The sequence below is a fragment of the Enterobacter sp. PL_is379 genome (assembly GCF_055817355.1).
The window spans coordinates 145,151-164,917 of sequence record NZ_JBVPGT010000031.1 but is presented as its reverse complement, the minus strand read 5'-3'; the positions used below and the strand labels follow the sequence as shown (position 1 = coordinate 164,917).

The following is a 19,767-nucleotide window of genomic DNA, read 5'->3' as shown; positions in this document are numbered from 1 at the left end:
GGCGCTGCGCTTACCGGGCCTACTACTCGTGTAGGCCCGGTAAGGCGAAGCCGCCACCCGGCTTTTATTTCCCGCCAGCCAACTCTATAAAACTGCCCGTGACGTACGACGCCTTTTCGCTCAGCAGCCAGACAATCGCCTGGGCGACCTCTTCCGGCTGGCCGCCGCGCTGCATCGGCAGCAATGATTTCACGCGATCCACCCGCCCCGGCTCTCCGCCTGAGGCATGGATATCGGTATAGATCAGACCCGGACGGACGCAGTTAACGCGAATGCCCTGCGCCGCGACCTCAAGCGATAAACCCGTTGTCAGCGAATCCACCGCCCCCTTCGACGCGGCATAATCCACATATTCACCCGGCGCGCCCAGACGTGACGCCGCGGAAGAGACGTTCACTATCGCCCCACCCTTGCCGCCGTGTTTGAAGGACATGCGCTTTACCGCTTCCCGGCAGCAGAGGAAGTAGCCCGTGACGTTGGTCGCCAGGACGCGGTTAATGCGCTCAGCGGAGAGATTCTCGATAGTGGATTGCTCAAACAGAATTCCCGCATTATTGACCAGCGCGGTCAGCGGCTCACCTTCACGATCGAGGCTATTAAACATCGCCAGCACCTGAGCTTCATCGCTGATGTCTGCACGGACGGTAAAGGCTTTACCACCCGCATCCACAATCTGCCTGATGACGTCCGTCGCGGCTTTAATGTTGTGATGATAGTTCACCGCCACGGTGTAGCCTTCGCGAGCCAGCTGCAGCGCGGTGGCTTTACCGATGCCGCGGCTGGCGCCGGTGACCAGTGCAATTGCCATTCGCTTCTCCCAATAAAAAAGCCGGGTGGCGGCTTCGCCTTACCCGGCCTACGTTACTACAGCAGCAATGTTACTGGTATTCGCTCATCGGCACGCAGGAGCAGAACAGGTTACGGTCGCCGTAGACGTCATCAAGACGCTTCACGGTCGGCCAGTATTTGTTCGCCACGCCTGCCGGGAAGACCGCCAGCTCGCGGGAATAGCCGTGGTTCCACTCTGCCACCATTTCGTGCTGGGTGTGCGGGGCGTTAACCAGCGGGTTATCTTCCAGCGTCCACTCGCCGTCCTGCACGCGGTCGATCTCCATGCGGATCGCCAGCATCGCGTCGATAAAGCGGTCCAGCTCGGCTTTGCTTTCAGATTCCGTTGGCTCCACCATCAGCGTACCCGCAACCGGGAACGACATGGTAGGCGCGTGGAAGCCGTAGTCGATGAGACGCTTGGCGATATCCAGCTCGCTAATACCGGTCTGCTCTTTCAGCGGACGAATATCGAGGATGCACTCGTGCGCCACGCGACCGTCGCGGCCGGTATAGAGCACCGGGAAGGCGGACTTCAGGCGAGTCGCAATATAGTTGGCGTTCAGGATCGCCACCTGGCTCGCCTGCTTCAGCCCTTCCGCGCCCATCATGCGGATATACATCCAGCTGATTGGCAGGATAGAGGCGCTACCGAACGGTGCCGCTGAGACCGCGCCCTGACGGGTCAACATGCCTTCAATCTGCACCACGCTGTGGCCCGGCACAAACGGCGCCAGATGCGCTTTCACGCCGATTGGCCCCATGCCCGGGCCGCCGCCGCCGTGCGGGATGCAGAAGGTTTTGTGCAGGTTCAGGTGCGACACGTCCGCGCCGATAAAGCCCGGCGAGGTAATGCCCACCTGAGCGTTCATGTTTGCACCGTCGAGGTATACCTGACCGCCGAACTGATGCACGACTTCGCACACTTCACGGATGGTCTCTTCGTACACACCGTGGGTGGACGGGTAGGTCACCATGATGCAGGAGAGCTTGTCGCCCGCCTGCTCGGCTTTCGCACGCAGGTCGGCCAGATCGATGTTGCCGTTCTTATCGCACGCCACCACCACGACTTCCATGCCCGCCATCTGGGCAGAGGCCGGGTTGGTACCGTGGGCGGAGCTTGGGATCAGGCAGATATCGCGGTGACCTTCGTTGCGGCTTTCGTGATAGTGACGGATCGCCAGCAGGCCCGCATATTCACCCTGCGCGCCGGAGTTCGGCTGCATGCAGAGCGCGTCATAACCGGTAAGCTTCACCAGCCAGTCAGAAAGCTGGTTGATCATCATGTGATAACCTTCCGCCTGCTCTGGCGGGCAGAACGGGTGCAGCTCGGAGAATTCAGGCCAGGTGATCGGGATCATCTCTGCCGCGGCGTTCAGCTTCATGGTGCAGGAGCCTAGCGGGATCATCGCCTGGTTCAGCGCCAGATCCTTGCGCTCCAGGGAGTGCATATAGCGCATCATCTCGGTTTCGCTGTGATAGCGATTAAAGACCGGGTGCGTCAGGATGGCATCGTTACGCAGCATGCTGTCCTGAATGGAGCGGCTGTCGAGCGCGACCTCTTTGTCGAGCGCATCAATGTCCAGACCGTGCGCATCACCCAGCAGCACGCTGAACAGGTTCAGGATATCGTCGCGGGTGGTGCTTTCATCCAGCGTAATGCCGACGGCGTTGTGAATGTCGCTGCGCAGGTTGATCTCTGCCGCATTCGCGCGCGCCAGCACGGCGGCTTTGTCCGCCACGTCCACGCACAGGGTGTCGAAGTAGTGAGCGTGGCGCAGCTTAAGGCCTTTCTGCTGCAGACCGCAGGCCAGAATATCGGCCAGGCGGTGAATGCGGCTGGCAATGCGTTTCAGGCCAGCCGGGCCGTGGAACACGGCGTACAGGCTGGCGATGTTTGCCAGCAGCACCTGTGAGGTACAGATGTTGGAGTTCGCTTTCTCGCGGCGGATATGCTGCTCGCGGGTCTGCATCGCCATGCGCAGCGCGGTGTTACCGGCAGCATCTTTTGAGACGCCGATAATACGGCCAGGCATGGAGCGTTTGAATTCATCTTTCGCGCCGAAGAACGCCGCGTGCGGGCCGCCGTAGCCCATCGGTACGCCGAAGCGTTGTGCGGAGCCGAATACGATATCTGCGCCCTGTTTACCCGGCGCCGTCAGCAGCACCAGCGCCATAAAATCGGCGGCAACGCTGACAACCACTTTGCGGGATTTCAGCTCGGCAATCAGCGCGCCGTAGTCGTGTACTTCACCCGTCGTACCTACCTGCTGCAGCAGCACGCCGAAGACGTCCTGATGATCCAGCACTTTGTCAGCGTCGTCGACGATCACGTCAAAGCCGAAGGTCTCTGCGCGAGTACGCACCACGTCCAGCGTCTGCGGATGCACGTCCGCCGCGACGAAGAAGCGGTTGGCATTTTTCAGCTTGCTCACGCGTTTTGCCATCGCCATCGCTTCGGCGGCGGCGGTGGCTTCATCCAGCAGAGAAGCAGAGGCGATATCCATGCCGGTCAGGTCCAGCGTCACCTGCTGGAAGTTCAGCAAAGCTTCCAGACGGCCCTGGGAAACTTCTGGCTGATACGGGGTGTAAGCGGTGTACCAGCCCGGGTTTTCCAGCATGTTGCGCAGGATAACCGGCGGCAGCTGCACGTTGGTATAGCCCATGCCAATGTAAGACTTATAGCGCTTATTCAGGCCGGCAATAGCCTTCAGCTCCGCCAGCGCGGCGAATTCCGTAGTGGCTTCCCCCACCTGAGGCGGCGTGGCAAGCTGGATGTCTTTTGGCACAATCTGGCCGATCAGTGCGTTTAATGAATCCGCGCCAACCGTCTTCAGCATCTCCTGCTGTTGCTGAGCATCCGGCCCAATGTGACGTTCAATGAAGGCGCCACGGTTTTCAAGCTGGCTTAAAGTCTGTGTCATGAGCGATGGTTCCTGAAACGTGCAGTGAATCGTAGTTATCTGTAACGCTGTTGCCCGGTGGCGCTAACGCTTACCGGGCCTACGTTGAGCTGTAGGCCGGATAAGCGCAGCGCCATCCGGCACAACGTTATTCGTCTTCCAGTAGTGCTTCGTACGCGGTCGCATCCAGCAGCGCGGCAACCTGGGATTCGTCGCTGGCTTTGATCTTGAAGATCCAGCCGCCTTCATAAGGCTCGCTGTTCACCAGCTCTGGCGAATCGCTCAGCGCGTCGTTGACGGCAACGATTTCGCCGCTCACAGGGGCGTAGATGTCAGAGGCCGCTTTTACGGACTCCGCCACGGCGCAGTCGTCGCCCGCGCTAACGGTCGTGCCCACGTCAGGCAGGTCAACAAACACCATGTCGCCCAGCAGCTCTTGCGCGTGCTCGGTGATCCCTACGGTGTAAGTGCCGTCCGCCTCTTTGCGCAGCCACTCGTGTTCTTTGCTGTATTTCAGTTCTGCTGGCACATTGCTCATTGAAGTTCTCCTGATAAAAATGATTAGGCGACCGGCTTACCGGCGCGAACAAAAATCGGTTTGGTTACGTTGACCGGCATTTCACGGTTGCGGATTTGCACCACCGCCGTTTCGCCAATCCCCGCCGGCACGCGTGCCAGTGCAATACTGTAGCCCAGCGTCGGTGAGAAGGTTCCGCTGGTGATCACGCCTTCACGAGGATTGCCGTCAGCATCGGTAAAGCGCACCGGCAGTTCGCCGCGCAGCACGCCCTTCTCGGTCATCACCAGGCCCACCAGCTGTTCGGTGCCCTTCTCGCGCTGCATCTCCAGCGCTTCACGACCAATGAAGTCACGGTCAGCCGGTTCCCACGCGATGGTCCAGCCCATGTTGGCGGCCAGCGGAGAGACGCCTTCATCCATCTCCTGACCGTAAAGGTTCATCCCCGCTTCCAGACGCAGCGTATCGCGCGCGCCCAGGCCCGCAGGCTTCACGCCCGCTTCCACCAGCGCACGCCAGAAATCAGCGGCCTTCTCGTTTGGCATAGCAATTTCGTAGCCCGCTTCACCGGTGTAGCCGGTGGTGGCGATAAACAGATCGCCCGCCTGCACGCCGAAGAACGGCTTCATGCCAGCGGTGGCGTTGCGCTGTTCGTCGTTAAACAGAGAGGCGGCTTTCGCCTGCGCGTTCGGCCCCTGCACGGCGATCAGCGACAGATCGTCACGGACGGTGATGTCGATGGCATAAGGTTCGGCGTGTTGGGTGATCCAGGGGAGGTCTTTTTCGCGGGTGGCGGAGTTTACAACGAGGCGGAAGAAATCTTCAGTGAAGTAATAGACGATAAGGTCATCAATCACGCCGCCCGAGGCATTCAGCATGCCGGTATAGAGCGCTTTACCCGGCGTCTTCAGTTTGGCGACGTCGTTTGCCAGCAGATAACGCAAAAACTCCCGGGTGCGGCTACCGTGCAGATCGACAATCGTCATGTGGGACACGTCGAACATACCGGCATCGGTGCGCACCGCGTGGTGCTCATCAATCTGCGAGCCGTAGTGCAGCGGCATCATCCAGCCATGGAAGTCCACCATGCGGGCGCCGCATAACACGTGTTGTTCGTACAAAGGAGTCTGTTGAGCCATCTTGTCCTCGTTGAAAAATTCACCGTGAAACCCGGTATCGGCCCCGCGTTCGGGCACCGACGCAAACGTTCTCTTTTACCTGAACTTACCACCGAAACCGGCGGTTAACCATAAGGCAAAATGGGTCATCACATTAGCTTATGACCAAAAAACGCTAAAAAGCCTACAGAGTTATTCACTGGAAAAATGCGATTAACCCCGCACAAAATTAACAATGATCTAACAGGATTTAGCACATGGTGATATTTCGTGCGGAAAATCGGGCCGAATTTCCGTAACAAGAAAAACGCGACATTAGATTATCTAATGCGAAAAATGACGTGAAATTAGAATATTTCAAACGAGGGCATTTCCCCGGCGCGGAGGCCGGGAAAATAAAGTGTGACAGGGGTCTAAATTAACGTAGCCAGTCCGGCAGGTCGTTAAGACCCATCGCCTGACGGAGGAGTTGAGGTTTGACGCCAGGAAGGGTATCGGCCAGCTTGAGGCCGATATCGCGCAGCAGTTTTTTCGCCGGATTCGCCCCGGCAAACAGCTCGCGGAAGCCCTGCATGCCCGCCAGCATCATCGCCGCACTGTGCTTGCGGCTGCGCTCGTAGCGGCGCAGATAGAGATGCTGCCCGATGTCCTTCCCTTCGCGATGCAGGCGACGCAGCTCCTCGACCAGCTCCGCCGCGTCCATAAAGCCAAGGTTAACGCCCTGCCCGGCCAGCGGATGAATGGTATGCGCCGCATCCCCCACCAGCGCCAGACGGTGCGCGGCAAACTGACGCGCGTAGCGGCCGGTTAACGGGAACACCTGACGCTCGCTTTCAAGCGTGCACAGGCCAAGGCGGTTATCAAAGGCCACGCACAGCGCCTGGTTAAAGGCGTCCGGCGTTGCCTCCTGCATCTGCTGGGCTTTCTCCGGCACCAGGGACCAGACAATCGAGCACAGGTGCGGATCGGCAAGCGGCAGGAACGCCAGTATGCCGTCGTTGTGGAAAATCTGGCGCGCCACGCCGCCGTGCGGCTCTTCGGTGCGGATCGTTGCCACCAGCGCGTGATGACGATAGTCCCAGAAGGTCAGCGGGATATCGGCTTTATTACGCAGCCAGGAGTTGGCACCGTCAGCACCGACCACCAGACGCGCGGTCAGCATGTCGCCGCTCTGCAGGGTGATAAACGCCTCGTTTTCGCCCCACGCCACCTGCTGGATCTGCGCAGGCGCAATCAGGGTCACGTCGCTGCACTGCTGTGCTTTCTGCCACAGCGCGTGGTGGATCACCGCGTTTTCAACAATGTGACCCAGATGGCTATAGCCCATGCTTTCATCATCAAAAGCAATATGACCAAAGCTGTCTTTATCCCACACTTCCATGCCGTGATAGCAGCTGGCGCGCTGCGCCACAATATCTGACCAGACGCCAAGGTGCGTCAGCAATTTCTCGCTGGCGGCATTGATCGCCGAGACGCGGAGTTCCGGCGGGGCATCCGGGGCAACGGGCTGAGGCTGCTTTTGCTCCAGCACAGCCACGCGCAGGCCGCTGCCCTGTAAACCACAGGCCAATGCCAGTCCGACCATTCCGCCGCCAACGATGGCGACATCAACATTTTGCACGGTGATAACTCCTTAACGCGCGACCCAACCCAGGGTCCGCTGCGCCAGCACGTCACGTGCCGGAATGAATAGTTCCATCGCCATAAGCCCGAGGTTGCGGCCCGCAACCAGCGGTGCCCAGCGATTGGCAAAAAGATGGACCAGACCATCGGTCACACCGATGGTGGCCTCTTTATCCGCCTGGCGGCGCTTCTGGTAATGGCTCAGCACCGAATACGCCCCACAGTCTTTTTGCTCACCCCATGCCTGCGAAAGGGTTTCCGCCAGGCTCATGACGTCGCGTAAACCAAGGTTGAACCCTTGCCCCGCGATGGGGTGCAGCGTCTGCGCGGCATTACCGACAAGCGCCAGACGATGGGAGATGGACTGAGACGCCGTAGTCAACGAAAGCGGGTAGACCGCCCGCTGGCCGGCATGGGTGATACGCCCCAGCCGCCAGCCAAAGGCTTTTTGCAACTCGGTACAAAAACGTTCGTCTGACCAGGCCTTCACCTCTTCAGCTTTATCCTGCAGGTGACACCAGACGAGGGAACAGCGCCCGTCCGACATCGGCAGCATCGCCAGCGGGCCATGCTGCGTAAAGCGCTCAAACGCCCTGCCGTCGTGGTCAGCTGCGGTAGCGACGTTCGCAATGACCGCCACCTGGCCGTAAGGCTGCTGCCGCCACTCCACGCCACACTGGGCGCCGAGCGACGAGCGCGAACCGTCCGCGGCGACCAGAAGCTGGCCTTCAAGGACGGTGCCGTTTTCCAGCGTCACGCTAACCGACGCCTCACTGCGGCTCACGCTGGCCACGCGCGCCGGACAATGCAGCGTGATGCCCGGCGCGTCCTGGAGCAGGCGGAACAGACGCAATCCGACGTCGTGCAGCTCAACCACCTGCCCAAGAGCATCAATACGATAATCCTGCGCGTCCAGGGTGACAAAGCCAGCATGGCCGCGATCGCTGACGTGAACGGTTTTAATTGCCGTGGCGCAGTCGGCAATGGCCTGCCAGATGCCAATGCGGGAAAGCTGCTGGCAGGTGCCCTGCGCGAGCGCAATGGCGCGGGCATCAAAACCGGGGTGGTTGGACGCCTCTGGCGCAACGGCTTCCACCAGGTGCACCGGAAGCTGGCCTTTCGTCAAATGTGAAATGGCCAGTGCCAGCGTAGCCCCGGTCATGCCGCCGCCAACGATAATCACGCTCATGCGCGTGCCGCTGCCATCAGCGCCTCAATATCGTCAGCGTTTTTCACGACGCTCGCGGTCAGGTTTTCGTTACCGGTTTCGGTAATCACGATGTCGTCTTCAATACGAATGCCAATCCCGCGGTACTCTTCAGGCACGTCGGCATCCGGCGCGATATACAGACCCGGCTCCACCGTTAACACCATGCCCGGCTCCAGCACGCGCGAACGGTCGGTGCCGTAAGCGCCAACGTCATGCACGTCCAGCCCCAGCCAGTGGCTCAGGCCGTGCATGAAATACGGTCGATGCGCATTTTCAGCAATCAGGGTGTCGACATCCCCTTTCAGGATCCCGAGCCTGACCAGACCGGTAATCATGATGCGCACCACTTCACCGGTCACTTCCTGCATGGAGGTTCCGGGACGATACAGCCTGAGCGCCGTCTCAAGGGATTCGAGAACAATGTCGTAAATCGCGCGCTGTGCCGGTGAGAATTTACCGTTCACCGGGAAGGTACGTGTGATATCCCCCGCGTAGCCCTGAAATTCGCAGCCGGCGTCAATCAGAACCAGATCGCCGTCGCGCAAAGCGCTTTCGTTTTCGGTGTAGTGCAGAATGCAGCCGTTTTCCCCGCCGCCAACGATGGTGTTGTAGGAGGGATAGCGCGCGCCGTGGCGGTTAAATTCGTGGTGAATTTCGCCTTCCAGCTGGTATTCGAACATCCCGGGACGGCATTTCTCCATCGCGCGGGTGTGCGCCAGGGCGCTGATTTCGCCCGCACGACGCATCAAATTCAGCTCTTCTTCAGACTTGAACAGGCGCATCTCATGCACCACCGGACGCCAGTCCGTCAGCGTGGCCGGTGCGGACAGGTTCTGGCGCGAGCCTTTGCGCAGCTTATCCAGCGCGGTAAAGACAATCTCATCAGCGTACGCATATTCGCCCTGCGCGTGATAGAGCACGTCGAGGCCGTTAAGCAATTGATAGAGCTGCTGGTTGATTTCGCTAAACGCCAGCGCGCGGTCAACGCCCAGCTTTTCCGGTGCGGCCTCTTGCCCTAAGCGGCGGCCAAACCAGATTTCGGCCGTCAGATCGCGCACGCGGTTGAAAATCACGCTGTGGTTGTGGGTGTCATTGCTCTTAATCAGCACCAGTACCGCTTCCGGCTCGTTAAAGCCGGTGAAGTACCAGAAGTCGCTGCTCTGGCGATAAGGATATTCGCTGTCGGCGCTGCGCGTCACTTCGGGCGCAGCAAAAATCAGCGCGGCGCTGCCCGGCTGCATTGTTGCAAGCAGCGCCTGACGGCGGCGCGAATACTCTTGACTTGAGATAACCATGACACCCTCCTGTGCGTTATTTTTCTTAATGTAAGGTTGGCTTGCGGACTTCCGGCGCGGTCGGCTGTGAGCGCGTGAAGTTGTCGTGGCACAGCAGTGCCGCCACACGCACGTACTCGATAATCTCTTCAAGCGACATTTCCAGCTCTTCCTGGTCTTCGTCTTCGTCGTAGCCAAGCTGGGCGATGTTGCGCAGATCGTCGATCGCTTCACCCGCTTCGCCGGTGACTTTATCCAGTTTAGGCTGCGTGACGCCCAGCCCCAGCAGATAGTGGTTTACCCAGCCGGCCAGCGCATCGGCGCGATCGAACACGCTGACGTCGTCGCCTTCAGGCAGATAAAGCTGAAAAAGGAAGCCATCGTCTTCCAGCGAATCACTGATGGCGGCATGCATTTTACGCAGCGCTTCCGCCAGCTCGTGACCAAACGCCAGCCCTTCATTCGTGAGGTCGTGGATCAGCGGCTGCCATGAGCTGTCGCTGTTTCCGCCGCACAGCATGCCACTGATCAGACCGTGCATTTCGGCAGGGGTTAAACCGACTCCCTGCTGGTTCAGTAACTGGTTTAAATCCTTGTAACCAGGCATTTCGTTCTGTATAGACATGAGCATTCGTCGTCAAAGGGGGGAAGTTTCATGATATGCTACCACTTTGGACCCTGGTGATACCAGAAAAGGGCTTGTATCTTCACATCAGGGTAGCTATAGTGTCGCCCCTTCGCAGCCCCCGGGGCAGTAAGCGAAGGCAGCGCAGTCAATCAGCAGGAAGGTGGCATGTCTGCACAACCCGTCGATCTCCAGATTTTTGGCCGTTCACTGCGAGTGAATTGTCCGCCTGAACAAAGGGATGCTTTGAATCAGGCAGCGGACGATTTGAATCAGCGGTTGCAAGATCTAAAAGAACGCACTAGAGTCACAAATACTGAGCAGCTGGTTTTCATCGCCGCGTTGAACATCAGCTATGAACTGACTCAGGAAAAAGCGAAGACCCGCGACTACGCGGCAAGCATGGAGCAGCGCATTAAAATGCTCCAGCAGACCATAGAACAGGCATTGCTTGATCAAGGTCGCAATCCCGAAAGACCGGGACCAAAGTTTGAATAACACTTCTCAGTTGACTATGGTAGAGTAACTGTGAAGACAAAATTTCTCTGAGATGTTCGCAAGCGGGCCAGTCCCCTGAGCCGATATTTCATACCACAAGAATGTGGCGCTCCATGGTTGGTGAGCATGCTCGGTCCGTCCGAGAAGCCTTAAAACTATGACGACACATTCACCTTGAACCAAGGGTTCAAGGGTTACAGCCTGCGGCGGCATCTCGGAGATTCCCTCTCTTTTCTTCTACCGACTACCATGACTCAATTCCCTGAAGTTTCTGCTTCACGCCAGGATATCCGTCAGCTCATTCGTCAGCGCCGCCGTGCGTTAACCCCCGATCAGCAAGCGCATTTTGCCCAGCAGGCCGCCGCCCGTATGATGGCGTATCCCCCTGTCGTAATGGCGCACACCGTTGCGCTGTTTCTGTCATTTGATGGAGAGCTGGATACCCAACCGCTGATAGAGCAGCTCTGGCGCGCCGGGAAGAAAGTCTACCTGCCGGTGCTGCACCCGTTTAGCGACGGTAATCTGCTGTTTCTGCACTACCACCCGCACAGCGAGCTGGTGGTGAATCGCCTGAAAATCACCGAGCCGAAACTCGACGTGCGCGACGTGCTGCCGCTGTCACAGCTGGATGTGCTGATTACGCCGCTGGTGGCGTTTGATGAACAGGGCCAGCGTTTAGGGATGGGCGGCGGTTTTTATGACAGGACGCTGCAAAACTGGCAGCAGTACGGGGTGCAGCCGGTGGGTTACGCGCATGATTGTCAGGGCGTGGAGGCGTTGCCGGTAGAGAAGTGGGATGTGCCGTTGCCGGCGGTAGTGACGCCATCGAAGTTGTGGGAGTGGTGAAACAGGCAGCCTAATGCTCTCACCCCAGCCCTCCCCCACAGGGAGAGGGTGAAAACATAAAAAACGGTAACTATCGTTACCGTTTTGCATTTACCTCGCACCATCAGTACAGCAGACGCGCGCGAATCGTCCCCGCAATAGACTTCATGCTCAGCAACGCTTTCTCGGCAACATCGTCATCCGCTTCGATATCAATGACCACGTAACCCATCTGCGAGTTCGTTTGCAGATACTGCGCGGCGATGTTGACGCCCTGCTCGGCAAAGATCTGGTTGATCGCGGTCAGCACGCCCGGACGGTTTTCGTGGATGTGCAGCAGACGACGGCCACCGTGCAGCGGCAGCGACACTTCCGGGAAGTTCACCGCAGAGAGCGTAGAACCGTTGTCGGAGTATTTACTCAGTTTACCCGCTACTTCCAGACCGATATTCTCCTGCGCTTCCTGGGTAGAACCGCCAATGTGTGGCGTCAGGATCACGTTGTCGAACTCGCACAGCGGAGAGGTAAACGGATCGCTGTTGGTGGCTGGCTCCGTCGGGAACACGTCAATGGCCGCGCCCGCCAGGTGCTTACGCTTCAGCGCATCAGCCAGTGCCGGGATATCGACAACCGTGCCGCGCGCGGCGTTGATCAGCAGTGAGCCTGGCTTCATCAGCGCCAGCTCTTCCGCGCCCATCATGTTTTTGGTGGACGCATTTTCCGGCACGTGGAGGCTCACCACGTCGCTCATGTTCAGCAGATCAGAGAGGTGTTGAACCTGGGTGGCGTTACCCAGCGGCAGCTTGCTTTCGATATCGTAGAAAAACACGTGCATGCCCAGGGATTCAGCCAGAATACCGAGCTGCGTACCGATGTGGCCGTAGCCGATAATCCCCAGCTTTTTACCACGCGCTTCATAGGAGCCAGACGCCAGCTTGTTCCACACGCCGCGGTGCGCCTTGGCGTTCGCTTCAGGAATGCCGCGCAGCAGCAGCAGCAGTTCGCCAATCACCAGCTCCGCCACGGAACGGGTGTTGGAGAACGGGGCGTTGAAGACGGGAATACCGCGTCTGGCGGCAGCATTCAGGTCAACCTGGTTGGTACCGATGCAGAAGCAGCCGATAGCCACCAGCTTTTCCGCCGCAGCAATAACGTCTTCAGTCAGGTGAGTACGGGATCGCAGGCCAATGAAGTGGGCATCACGGATGGACGCTTTCAGCTCTTCGGTATCGAGCGCCCCTTTGTGAAATTCGATGTTGGTGTAACCTGCCGCACGAAGGCTATCGATTGCTTTTTGATGCACGCCCTCGACCAGCAGGAATTTAATCTTGTCTTTCTCCAGTGATACCTTTGCCATTTACCCGACCCTGTTTTTGTCTGAACTGATGTTGTGCTGGATATGAATCCGCTGTAGCCAACATATCAAAAAAAACTATTGCAGCAATATGAACGTTTGCGTCGGCACTCTGAAGAAAAGTCATACAGAGCAAAATGTCAGAGGAAAATGCTATGGAAATTTACAAACGCGGCAGGATCGGCAAAAGAGGCTCAAAAACGTGACACAAGTCACCGAATTTAGCTTTTCAAAAATTTTTTAGCGGGGGGAGGACTCCCCCCGTCAGATCATTTTACGATGGTTTTCACGCCGTCAGCGGTGCCGATCAGTGCCACATCCGCGCCACGATTGGCGAATAGCCCTACGGTCACTACGCCTGGGATAGCGTTGATGGCATTTTCCAGCGCAATCGCGTCGAGAATTTCCAGACCGTGAACGTCGAGGATCACGTTACCGTTGTCGGTGACTACGCCCTGACGATATTCCGGACGACCGCCCAGCTTCACCAGCTGACGGGCAACCGCGCTACGCGCCATCGGGATCACTTCGACCGGCAGCGGGAAATTGCCCAGAATGTCGACCTGCTTGGAGGCGTCTGCGATGCAGATAAACTTGTCCGCAACGGAGGCGATGATTTTTTCGCGCGTCAGCGCCGCGCCGCCGCCTTTGATCATCTGCATGTGGCCGTTGATTTCATCCGCGCCATCAACGTAAATCCCCAGACGATCCACTTCGTTGAGATCGAAAACGGTAATGCCGAGGCTTTTCAGCTTTTCCGTGGAAGCATCAGAGCTGGAAACCGCGCCCTCGATCTGCCCCTTCATCGTGCCCAGCGCATCGATAAAGTGTGCCGCGGTTGATCCCGTACCGACACCGACAATGGTACCCGGCTGTACGTACTGGAGAGCGGCCCATCCTACTGCTTTTTTCAGTTCATCCTGCGTCATGATCGTTTTGCCTGTGGTGTGAAAACTCAGGGCGCATTATAGAACACGTCGAATGGAATTCGTCTGCCACAAAGGGAAAATTGTGTCATAGTGCAGAATAAGCAAAATTAAGGAGCCAGCCAGAGCAATGAAACGTCCGGACTACAGAACACTACAGGCACTTGATGCAGTTATTCGTGAACGAGGTTTTGAGCGCGCGGCGCAAAAGCTTTGCATCACGCAGTCCGCCGTATCACAGCGTATCAAACAGCTTGAAAATATGTTCGGTCAGCCGCTGCTGGTGCGTACCGTGCCGCCACGGCCAACCGAGCAGGGACAAAAGCTCCTCGCCCTGCTGCGCCAGGTTGAACTGCTGGAAGACGAGTGGCTGGGTGACGAACAAACGGGCTCTACGCCGCTGCTGCTCTCTCTGGCGGTCAACGCCGACAGTCTGGCGACCTGGCTGCTGCCGGCCCTGGCGCCGGTATTAGCTGACTCCCCTATCCGCCTGAATTTGCAGGTTGAAGATGAAACCCGTACCCAGGAGCGCCTGCGTCGCGGTGAGGTAGTTGGGGCGGTCAGTATCCAGCCTCAGGCGTTGCCGAGCTGCCTTGTCGATCAGTTGGGCGCCCTGGATTACCTGTTTGTGGGTTCAAAAGCCTTTGCCGAGCGCTACTTCCCGAACGGCGTCACCCGCGCGGCGCTGCTGAAAGCCCCTGCCGTGGCGTTCGACCATCTGGACGATATGCATCAGGCGTTCCTGCAGCAAAACTTCGATCTGCCGCCGGGCAGCGTGCCGTGCCATATCGTTAACTCATCTGAAGCCTTCGTGCAGCTTGCGCGTCAGGGCACCACCTGCTGCATGATCCCGCATCTGCAGATTGAGAAAGAGTTGAAAAGCGGTGAGCTGATTGACCTGACGCCGGGGCTGTATCAGCGTCGGATGCTCTACTGGCACCGTTTTGCGCCGGAAAGCCGGATGATGCGCAACGTCACTGACGCGCTGCTGGCGTACGGGCACAAGGTGTTGAGACAGGATTAAAAAATAAGCCGGGTGGCGGCTTCGCCTTACCCGGCCTACAGATTACTGAGCCGGTTTCGGCTGTGCTGCAACGGGTTCCAGCTGGAAGACCACATCCACCTGATCGTCGAACTGAATGGTTGGCTGCTCGTAAGTTTCCTGAGCGGACACCGGGGCTGCGTCAGCCTTCATCATCCGTACCATCGGGCTTGGCTGGTAGTTAGAGACGTGGTAACGCACGCTGTAAACCGGGCCGAGCTTGCTCTTAAAGCCAGAAGCCAGCTGTTCCGCCTGGTGAATGGCATCATCGATCGCCGCTTTACGCGCTTCGTCCTTGTATTTCTCCGGTTGCGCAACGCCCAGCGACACGGAACGAATTTCGTTCAGACCCGCCTTCAGCGCACCATCCAGCAGCGAGTTAAGCTTATCCAGCTGACGCACGGTCACTTCAACGGTACGCACGGCGCGGTAGCCCTTCAGGATGCTTTTACCATTCTGGTAGTCGTAATCGGGTTGAGTACGCAGGTTCGCGGAGTTGATATCTTTTTTGCCGACACCGTTCTGCTCGAGGAAAGAAAGGTATTGCGCAACACGATCGTCAGCCTGCTTCTTGGCAGATGCCGCATCTTTCGCAGCCACATTGACTTCAATTGCCAGGGTTGCAACATCGGGTACCGCGTCCACGCTTGCGGTGCCAGAAGTGACGATGTGCGGGCCATCCGGCAGTTCACTTGCCTGCGCCGACACCGCACCAAAACTTACTAATGCCGCCAGGGCCATCACCTTAAACTTCACTGTTATTCCTCCATGTTGCGAAGAGTGCCCATTAACAGGGCGCATGCCAGCAAGCTTAGCGGGTCTTGTTCAGTTGTCCATAAGACAAGGATTAGTTGAACAATTCCTGAACGTGGTGAATTCCCTCTTTTGCCAGCTGAAAGGCAATAAACCACATCACCAGCCCCACCAGGATATTAATGATGCGCTGGGCTTTGGCCGTACGCAGACGAGGTGCCAGCCATGCCGCCAGAATGGCGAGACCGAAGAACCAGAGGAACGAGGCGCTGACCGTACCGAGCGCAAACCAGCGTTTCGGCTCTACGTCCAGTTGACCGCCCAGGCTGCCCAGCACCACAAAGGTGTCCAGATAAACATGCGGATTAAGCCAGGTGACCGCCAGCATGGTGACGATAATCTTCCAGCGACCCTGCTTCATGACCTCCGCGCTCGCCAGTTCGAGGTTGCTGCTCATCGCCGTTTTCAGGGCACCAAAACCGTACCAGAGCAGAAACGCCACGCCGCCCCAGGTGACCAGCGCCAGCAGCCAGGGAGACTGCATCAGCAATGCGCTGCCGCCAAAAATCCCGGCACAGATCAGCAGTAAATCGCTTACCGCGCACAGCAGGGCAATCATCAGATGATACTGGCGGCGGATGCCCTGATTCATCACGAACGCATTTTGCGGGCCGAGCGGAAGGATCATGGCCGCGCCTAATGCAAGCCCTTGAAAATAATAAGATAGCATGACGATTTTCTCGCAGTGTTGTTCTGGAAGCCGACTATACTGCGCGAATCACATAAGAGGAAATGGATAATTTTAATTGGGGATTAGCGGGGCTTATAAAAATAAAGCCCGGTGGCGCTAGCGCTTACCGGGCCTACGGGTGACGTTATTCTGCTTCCTTAACTTTTTTGACGTTTACGTCCATCTGCGGGTACGGGAAGCTGATGCCGCTGGCGTCGAAGTCGCGCTTAATGCGTTCCAGCACGTCCCAGTACACGTTTTGCAGATCGCTGCTCTTGCTCCAGATACGCACCACGAAGTTAATGGAGGACGCGCCCAGTTCATTCAGGCGAACCGTCTGCTCTTTGTCTTTCAGAATGCGATCGTCTGAAGCAATGATGTTGCTAATCAGCGACTTCACCTGATCGATATCGGAGTCGTACGCCACGCTGATAATCAGCTCATTACGACGCACCGGCTCACGGGAGAAGTTAATGATGTTGCCCGCGATGATTTTCCCGTTCGGCACGACCACGATGCGGCCATCGACGGTACGCATGGTCGTTGAGAAAATCTGCACCTGCAGCACGGTCCCGGCAATGCCGCCAAGGTCAACGTATTCGCCGGAGCGGAACGGACGGAAGGTGACCAGCAAAACGCCTGCCGCCAGGTTTGAAAGCGAGCCCTGCAGCGCCAGACCAATGGCCAGACCGGCGGCACCGAGAACGGCAATGACGGAGGCGGTCTGCACGCCCACGCGGCCCAGCGCCGCAATCAGCGTAAAGGCGATAATGCCGTAGCGCACCAGTGCGGAGAGGAAGTCAGCCACCGTGGCGTCAATGTGACGGGCCAGCATGACGCGGTTAACCGCGTTCGATACGATACGCGCCACGATCATCCCGACGATGATGATGGCAATCGCCGCGACGATGTTCACGGCATAGCTCAGCAGCAGCGCCTGGTTACGCACCAGCCAGTTACCGGCGTTATTGATGCTGTCTACAACATCGAGTTGTTCCATTTATTCTTCCTTTTGTTAAACCAAAACACAAAATCCATCCCCCATGGAGACAGGCAGGTCCGTAAAGGGTAAACAAAAAGCGCAAGTATTGCCAAACAGATCACAAAAACCGGTCCGGCAGGGTATTGAAAAAGCATAAAAAAAGGCCCGCATTTGCGGGCCTTCTGATGCTGTTAGCAGCTCAAATTACAGAACGTCGATCGCGTTCAGTTCTTTGAAAGCCTGCTCCAGACGGGTCACCATGGACGTCTGGGCAGCGCGCAGCCATACGCGTGGATCGTAGTATTTCTTGTTCGGCTGGTCTTCGCCTTTCGGGTTGCCCAGCTGGCCCTGCAGGTAAGCTTCGTTCGCTTTGTAGTACTGCAGGATACCGTCCCATGTTGCCCACTGGGTGTCGGTATCGATGTTCATTTTCACTACGCCGTAGCTTACGGAGTCTTTGATTTCCTGAGCAGAAGAACCGGAACCGCCGTGGAAGACGAAGTTCAGGCTGTTGTGCGGCAGGTTGTGTTTCTTGGAAACGTATTCCTGAGAATCACGCAGGATGGTTGGGGTCAGAACCACGTTGCCTGGTTTGTAAACGCCGTGTACGTTACCGAAGGACGCTGCAATGGTGAAGCGTGGGCTGATTTTGCTCAGCTCGGTGTAAGCGTAATCAACGTCTTCTGGCTGGGTGTACAGTGCAGAAGCGTCCATGTGGCTGTTGTCCACGCCGTCTTCTTCACCACCGGTGCAACCCAGTTCGATTTCCAGGGTCATGTCCATTTTGGCCATGCGCGCCAGGTACTTAGAGCAGATTTCGATGTTTTCGTGCAGTGACTCTTCAGACAGGTCGATCATGTGAGAAGAGAACAGTGGCTTACCGGTTGCCGCGAAGTGTTTTTCACCCGCGTCCAGCAGACCGTCGATCCACGGCAGCAGTTTCTTCGCGCAGTGGTCAGTGTGCAGGATAACTGGAACACCGTAGTGCTCAGCCATCTGGTGAACGTGGTGCGCACCAGAGATAGCGCCCAGGATTGCAGCACCCTGAGGAATGTCAGTTTTCACGCCTTTACCTGCGATGAACGCAGCGCCGCCGTTAGAGAACTGAACGATAACTGGAGCTTTAACTTTAGCAGCAGTTTCCAGTACGGCGTTGATGGAGTCGGTACCCACGCAGTTAACTGCTGGCAGAGCGAAGTTGTTTTCTTTAGCTACCTGGAACACTTTCTGTACGTCATCACCAGTGATAACGCCAGGTTTTACGAAATCAAAAATTTTAGACATGTTGCTTAGTCCTGTATCTTCGGCCGTTAGAAAAGGTGCGAGCTCTTAAAAGCGCGCTGAAAATTGGGCAGGTTTCCCTGCCCTTGAATGGCTTACTTCTTAGCGCGCTCTTCGAGCATTGCTACTGCTGGCAGTACTTTGCCTTCCACGAATTCGAGGAATGCGCCGCCACCAGTGGAGATGTAGGAGATCTTGTCAGCGATACCGAACAGGTCGATTGCTGCCAGGGTGTCACCACCGCCTGCGATAGAGAACGCTTCGCTGTCTGCGATAGCGTTAGCAACGATTTCAGTCCCTTTGCGGAAGTTCGGGAATTCGAACACGCCTACCGGACCGTTCCACAGGATAGTTTTTGCGTTTTTGAGGATTTCAGCCAGTTTCTGTGCAGAAACGTCGCCCAGGTCCAGAATCTGCTCTTCATCTTTGATGTCGTTTACAGACTTCAGAGTCGCGGTTGCGGTTTCGGAGAACTCGGTCGCGACGCGAACGTCAGTTGGAACCGGGATATCGCAGGTGCTCAGCAGGCGTTTGGCTTCGTCAACCAGATCTGCTTCGTACAGGGATTTACCCACGTTGTGGCCCTGAGCGGCAACGAAGGTGTTCGCGATACCACCGCCAACGATCAGCTGGTCAGCGATTTTAGACAGGGAATCCAGAACGGTCAGTTTGGTAGAAACTTTAGAACCACCAACGATAGCCACCATTGGACGAGCAGGTTCTTTCAGTGCTTTACCCAGCGCTTCCAGTTCGTCAGCCAGCAGAGGACCGGCACACGCTACGTCTGCGAATTTACCGATACCGTGGGTTGACGCCTGCGCGCGGTGAGCCGTACCGAAGGCATCCATCACGAATACGTCGCACAGTGCAGCATATTTTTTGGACAGGGTCTCGTCGTCTTTCTTTTCGCCTTTGTTGAAGCGAACGTTTTCCAGAACAACCAGTTCACCGGCTGCAACGTCAACGCCGTCCAGGTAATCTTTCACCAGGCGAACCGGGTTGGACAGTTTGTCTTTCAGGTAATTAACCACTGGCAGCAGAGAGAACTCTTCGTTGTACTCGCCTTCAGTTGGACGACCCAGGTGGGAGGTGACCATCACTTTCGCGCCCTGCTTCAGAGCCAGTTCGATGGTTGGCAGAGATGCACGGATACGCGCGTCGCTGGTCACTTTGCCATCTTTAACCGGTACGTTCAGATCGGCACGGATGAAAACGCGTTTACCAGCCAGATCCAGATCGGTCATCTTAATTACAGACATGGTGAATCCTCTCGTTGAT

The 19,767-nt window shown here is 57.2% G+C and carries 18 protein-coding genes and 1 other RNA gene; 4 read left to right on the top strand and 15 right to left on the bottom strand.

The annotated features are described in order from the left end of the window. Window positions 1-64: 64 nt before the first annotated feature. The 8 genes from AC0TOY_RS17230 to AC0TOY_RS17195 all read right to left on the bottom strand — a co-directional run bounded on the left by AC0TOY_RS17230 (window position 65) and on the right by AC0TOY_RS17195 (window position 10,098). Window positions 65-808 (bottom strand): SDR family oxidoreductase, encoded by a 744-nt coding sequence (locus AC0TOY_RS17230; protein WP_473722246.1) that lies wholly within the window; start codon window positions 806-808, stop codon window positions 65-67. 70 nt (window positions 809-878) lie between these two features. Next, window positions 879-3,752, bottom strand: a complete 2,874-nt coding sequence (gcvP, locus tag AC0TOY_RS17225) for an aminomethyl-transferring glycine dehydrogenase (protein WP_024906576.1) — start codon at window positions 3,750-3,752, stop codon at window positions 879-881. Window positions 3,753-3,879: 127 nt separating this feature from the next. Beyond that, window positions 3,880-4,269, bottom strand: a complete 390-nt coding sequence (gene gcvH, locus AC0TOY_RS17220) for a glycine cleavage system protein GcvH (protein WP_008499718.1) — start codon at window positions 4,267-4,269, stop codon at window positions 3,880-3,882. Between the two features lie 23 nt (window positions 4,270-4,292). Further along, complete coding sequence (gene gcvT / locus AC0TOY_RS17215) at window positions 4,293-5,387, bottom strand: glycine cleavage system aminomethyltransferase GcvT (protein ID WP_267217311.1); 1,095 nt, start codon at window positions 5,385-5,387, stop codon at window positions 4,293-4,295. 397 nt (window positions 5,388-5,784) lie between these two features. Next, complete coding sequence (gene ubiI / locus AC0TOY_RS17210; protein WP_024906574.1) at window positions 5,785-6,987, bottom strand: FAD-dependent 2-octaprenylphenol hydroxylase; 1,203 nt, start codon at window positions 6,985-6,987, stop codon at window positions 5,785-5,787. A gap of 12 nt (window positions 6,988-6,999) precedes the next feature. Next, window positions 7,000-8,178: a 2-octaprenyl-6-methoxyphenyl hydroxylase gene (gene ubiH / locus AC0TOY_RS17205; RefSeq protein ID WP_248165622.1), complete on the bottom strand. Its 1,179-nt coding sequence runs from the start codon at window positions 8,176-8,178 to the stop codon at window positions 7,000-7,002. Further along, window positions 8,175-9,488, bottom strand: a complete 1,314-nt coding sequence (gene pepP, locus AC0TOY_RS17200) for a Xaa-Pro aminopeptidase (RefSeq protein ID WP_152680654.1) — start codon at window positions 9,486-9,488, stop codon at window positions 8,175-8,177. The genes ubiH and pepP overlap by 4 nt, the downstream gene beginning before the upstream one ends. Before the next feature lie 31 nt (window positions 9,489-9,519). After that, window positions 9,520-10,098: a YecA/YgfB family protein gene (locus AC0TOY_RS17195; RefSeq protein ID WP_024906571.1), complete on the bottom strand. Its 579-nt coding sequence runs from the start codon at window positions 10,096-10,098 to the stop codon at window positions 9,520-9,522. Between the two features lie 168 nt (window positions 10,099-10,266). On the opposite strand from AC0TOY_RS17195, the gene zapA reads away from it, so the two are divergent. The 3 genes from zapA (at window position 10,267) to AC0TOY_RS17180 (ending at window position 11,442) form a co-directional block, all read left to right on the top strand. Beyond that, entirely contained in the window at window positions 10,267-10,596 is a 330-nt protein-coding gene (gene zapA, locus AC0TOY_RS17190) for a cell division protein ZapA (RefSeq protein ID WP_006811891.1), read from the top strand. 41 nt (window positions 10,597-10,637) lie between these two features. After that, a non-coding RNA gene (gene ssrS, locus AC0TOY_RS17185) (6S RNA) lies at window positions 10,638-10,821 on the top strand. 24 nt (window positions 10,822-10,845) lie between these two features. Then, window positions 10,846-11,442, top strand: a complete 597-nt coding sequence (locus tag AC0TOY_RS17180) for a 5-formyltetrahydrofolate cyclo-ligase (protein ID WP_061714502.1) — start codon at window positions 10,846-10,848, stop codon at window positions 11,440-11,442. A gap of 103 nt (window positions 11,443-11,545) precedes the next feature. Here the strand turns inward: AC0TOY_RS17180 and serA are convergent, their stop codons facing one another. Next, window positions 11,546-12,778, bottom strand: coding sequence for a phosphoglycerate dehydrogenase (serA, locus tag AC0TOY_RS17175; protein WP_024906569.1), 1,233 nt, complete (start codon window positions 12,776-12,778; stop codon window positions 11,546-11,548). A gap of 266 nt (window positions 12,779-13,044) precedes the next feature. Beyond that, window positions 13,045-13,704 (bottom strand): ribose-5-phosphate isomerase RpiA, encoded by a 660-nt coding sequence (gene rpiA / locus AC0TOY_RS17170; RefSeq protein ID WP_014885151.1) that lies wholly within the window; start codon window positions 13,702-13,704, stop codon window positions 13,045-13,047. 127 nt (window positions 13,705-13,831) lie between these two features. Between rpiA and argP the strand changes: the two genes are divergently transcribed. Beyond that, window positions 13,832-14,725: a DNA-binding transcriptional regulator ArgP gene (gene argP, locus AC0TOY_RS17165; RefSeq protein WP_008499727.1), complete on the top strand. Its 894-nt coding sequence runs from the start codon at window positions 13,832-13,834 to the stop codon at window positions 14,723-14,725. Window positions 14,726-14,767: 42 nt separating this feature from the next. On the opposite strand, the gene AC0TOY_RS17160 is transcribed toward argP, so the two are convergent. The 5 genes from AC0TOY_RS17160 to pgk all read right to left on the bottom strand — a co-directional run bounded on the left by AC0TOY_RS17160 (window position 14,768) and on the right by pgk (window position 19,748). Further along, window positions 14,768-15,499, bottom strand: a complete 732-nt coding sequence (locus AC0TOY_RS17160; RefSeq protein WP_024906567.1) for an oxidative stress defense protein — start codon at window positions 15,497-15,499, stop codon at window positions 14,768-14,770. Window positions 15,500-15,590: 91 nt separating this feature from the next. After that, window positions 15,591-16,226, bottom strand: coding sequence for an arginine exporter ArgO (gene argO, locus AC0TOY_RS17155; RefSeq protein WP_148769685.1), 636 nt, complete (start codon window positions 16,224-16,226; stop codon window positions 15,591-15,593). Window positions 16,227-16,371: 145 nt separating this feature from the next. After that, on the bottom strand, window positions 16,372-17,226 hold the full coding sequence (gene mscS / locus AC0TOY_RS17150) for a small-conductance mechanosensitive channel MscS (protein ID WP_473722245.1): 855 nt from the start codon (window positions 17,224-17,226) through the stop codon (window positions 16,372-16,374). 186 nt (window positions 17,227-17,412) lie between these two features. Further along, on the bottom strand, window positions 17,413-18,492 hold the full coding sequence (gene fbaA, locus AC0TOY_RS17145; protein ID WP_008499731.1) for a class II fructose-bisphosphate aldolase: 1,080 nt from the start codon (window positions 18,490-18,492) through the stop codon (window positions 17,413-17,415). A gap of 92 nt (window positions 18,493-18,584) precedes the next feature. After that, the gene (gene pgk, locus AC0TOY_RS17140) at window positions 18,585-19,748 is read right to left on the bottom strand and encodes a phosphoglycerate kinase (RefSeq protein WP_024906565.1); all 1,164 of its coding nucleotides are present in this window, start codon (window positions 19,746-19,748) and stop codon (window positions 18,585-18,587) included. Between the last annotated feature and the right edge of the window lie 19 nt (window positions 19,749-19,767).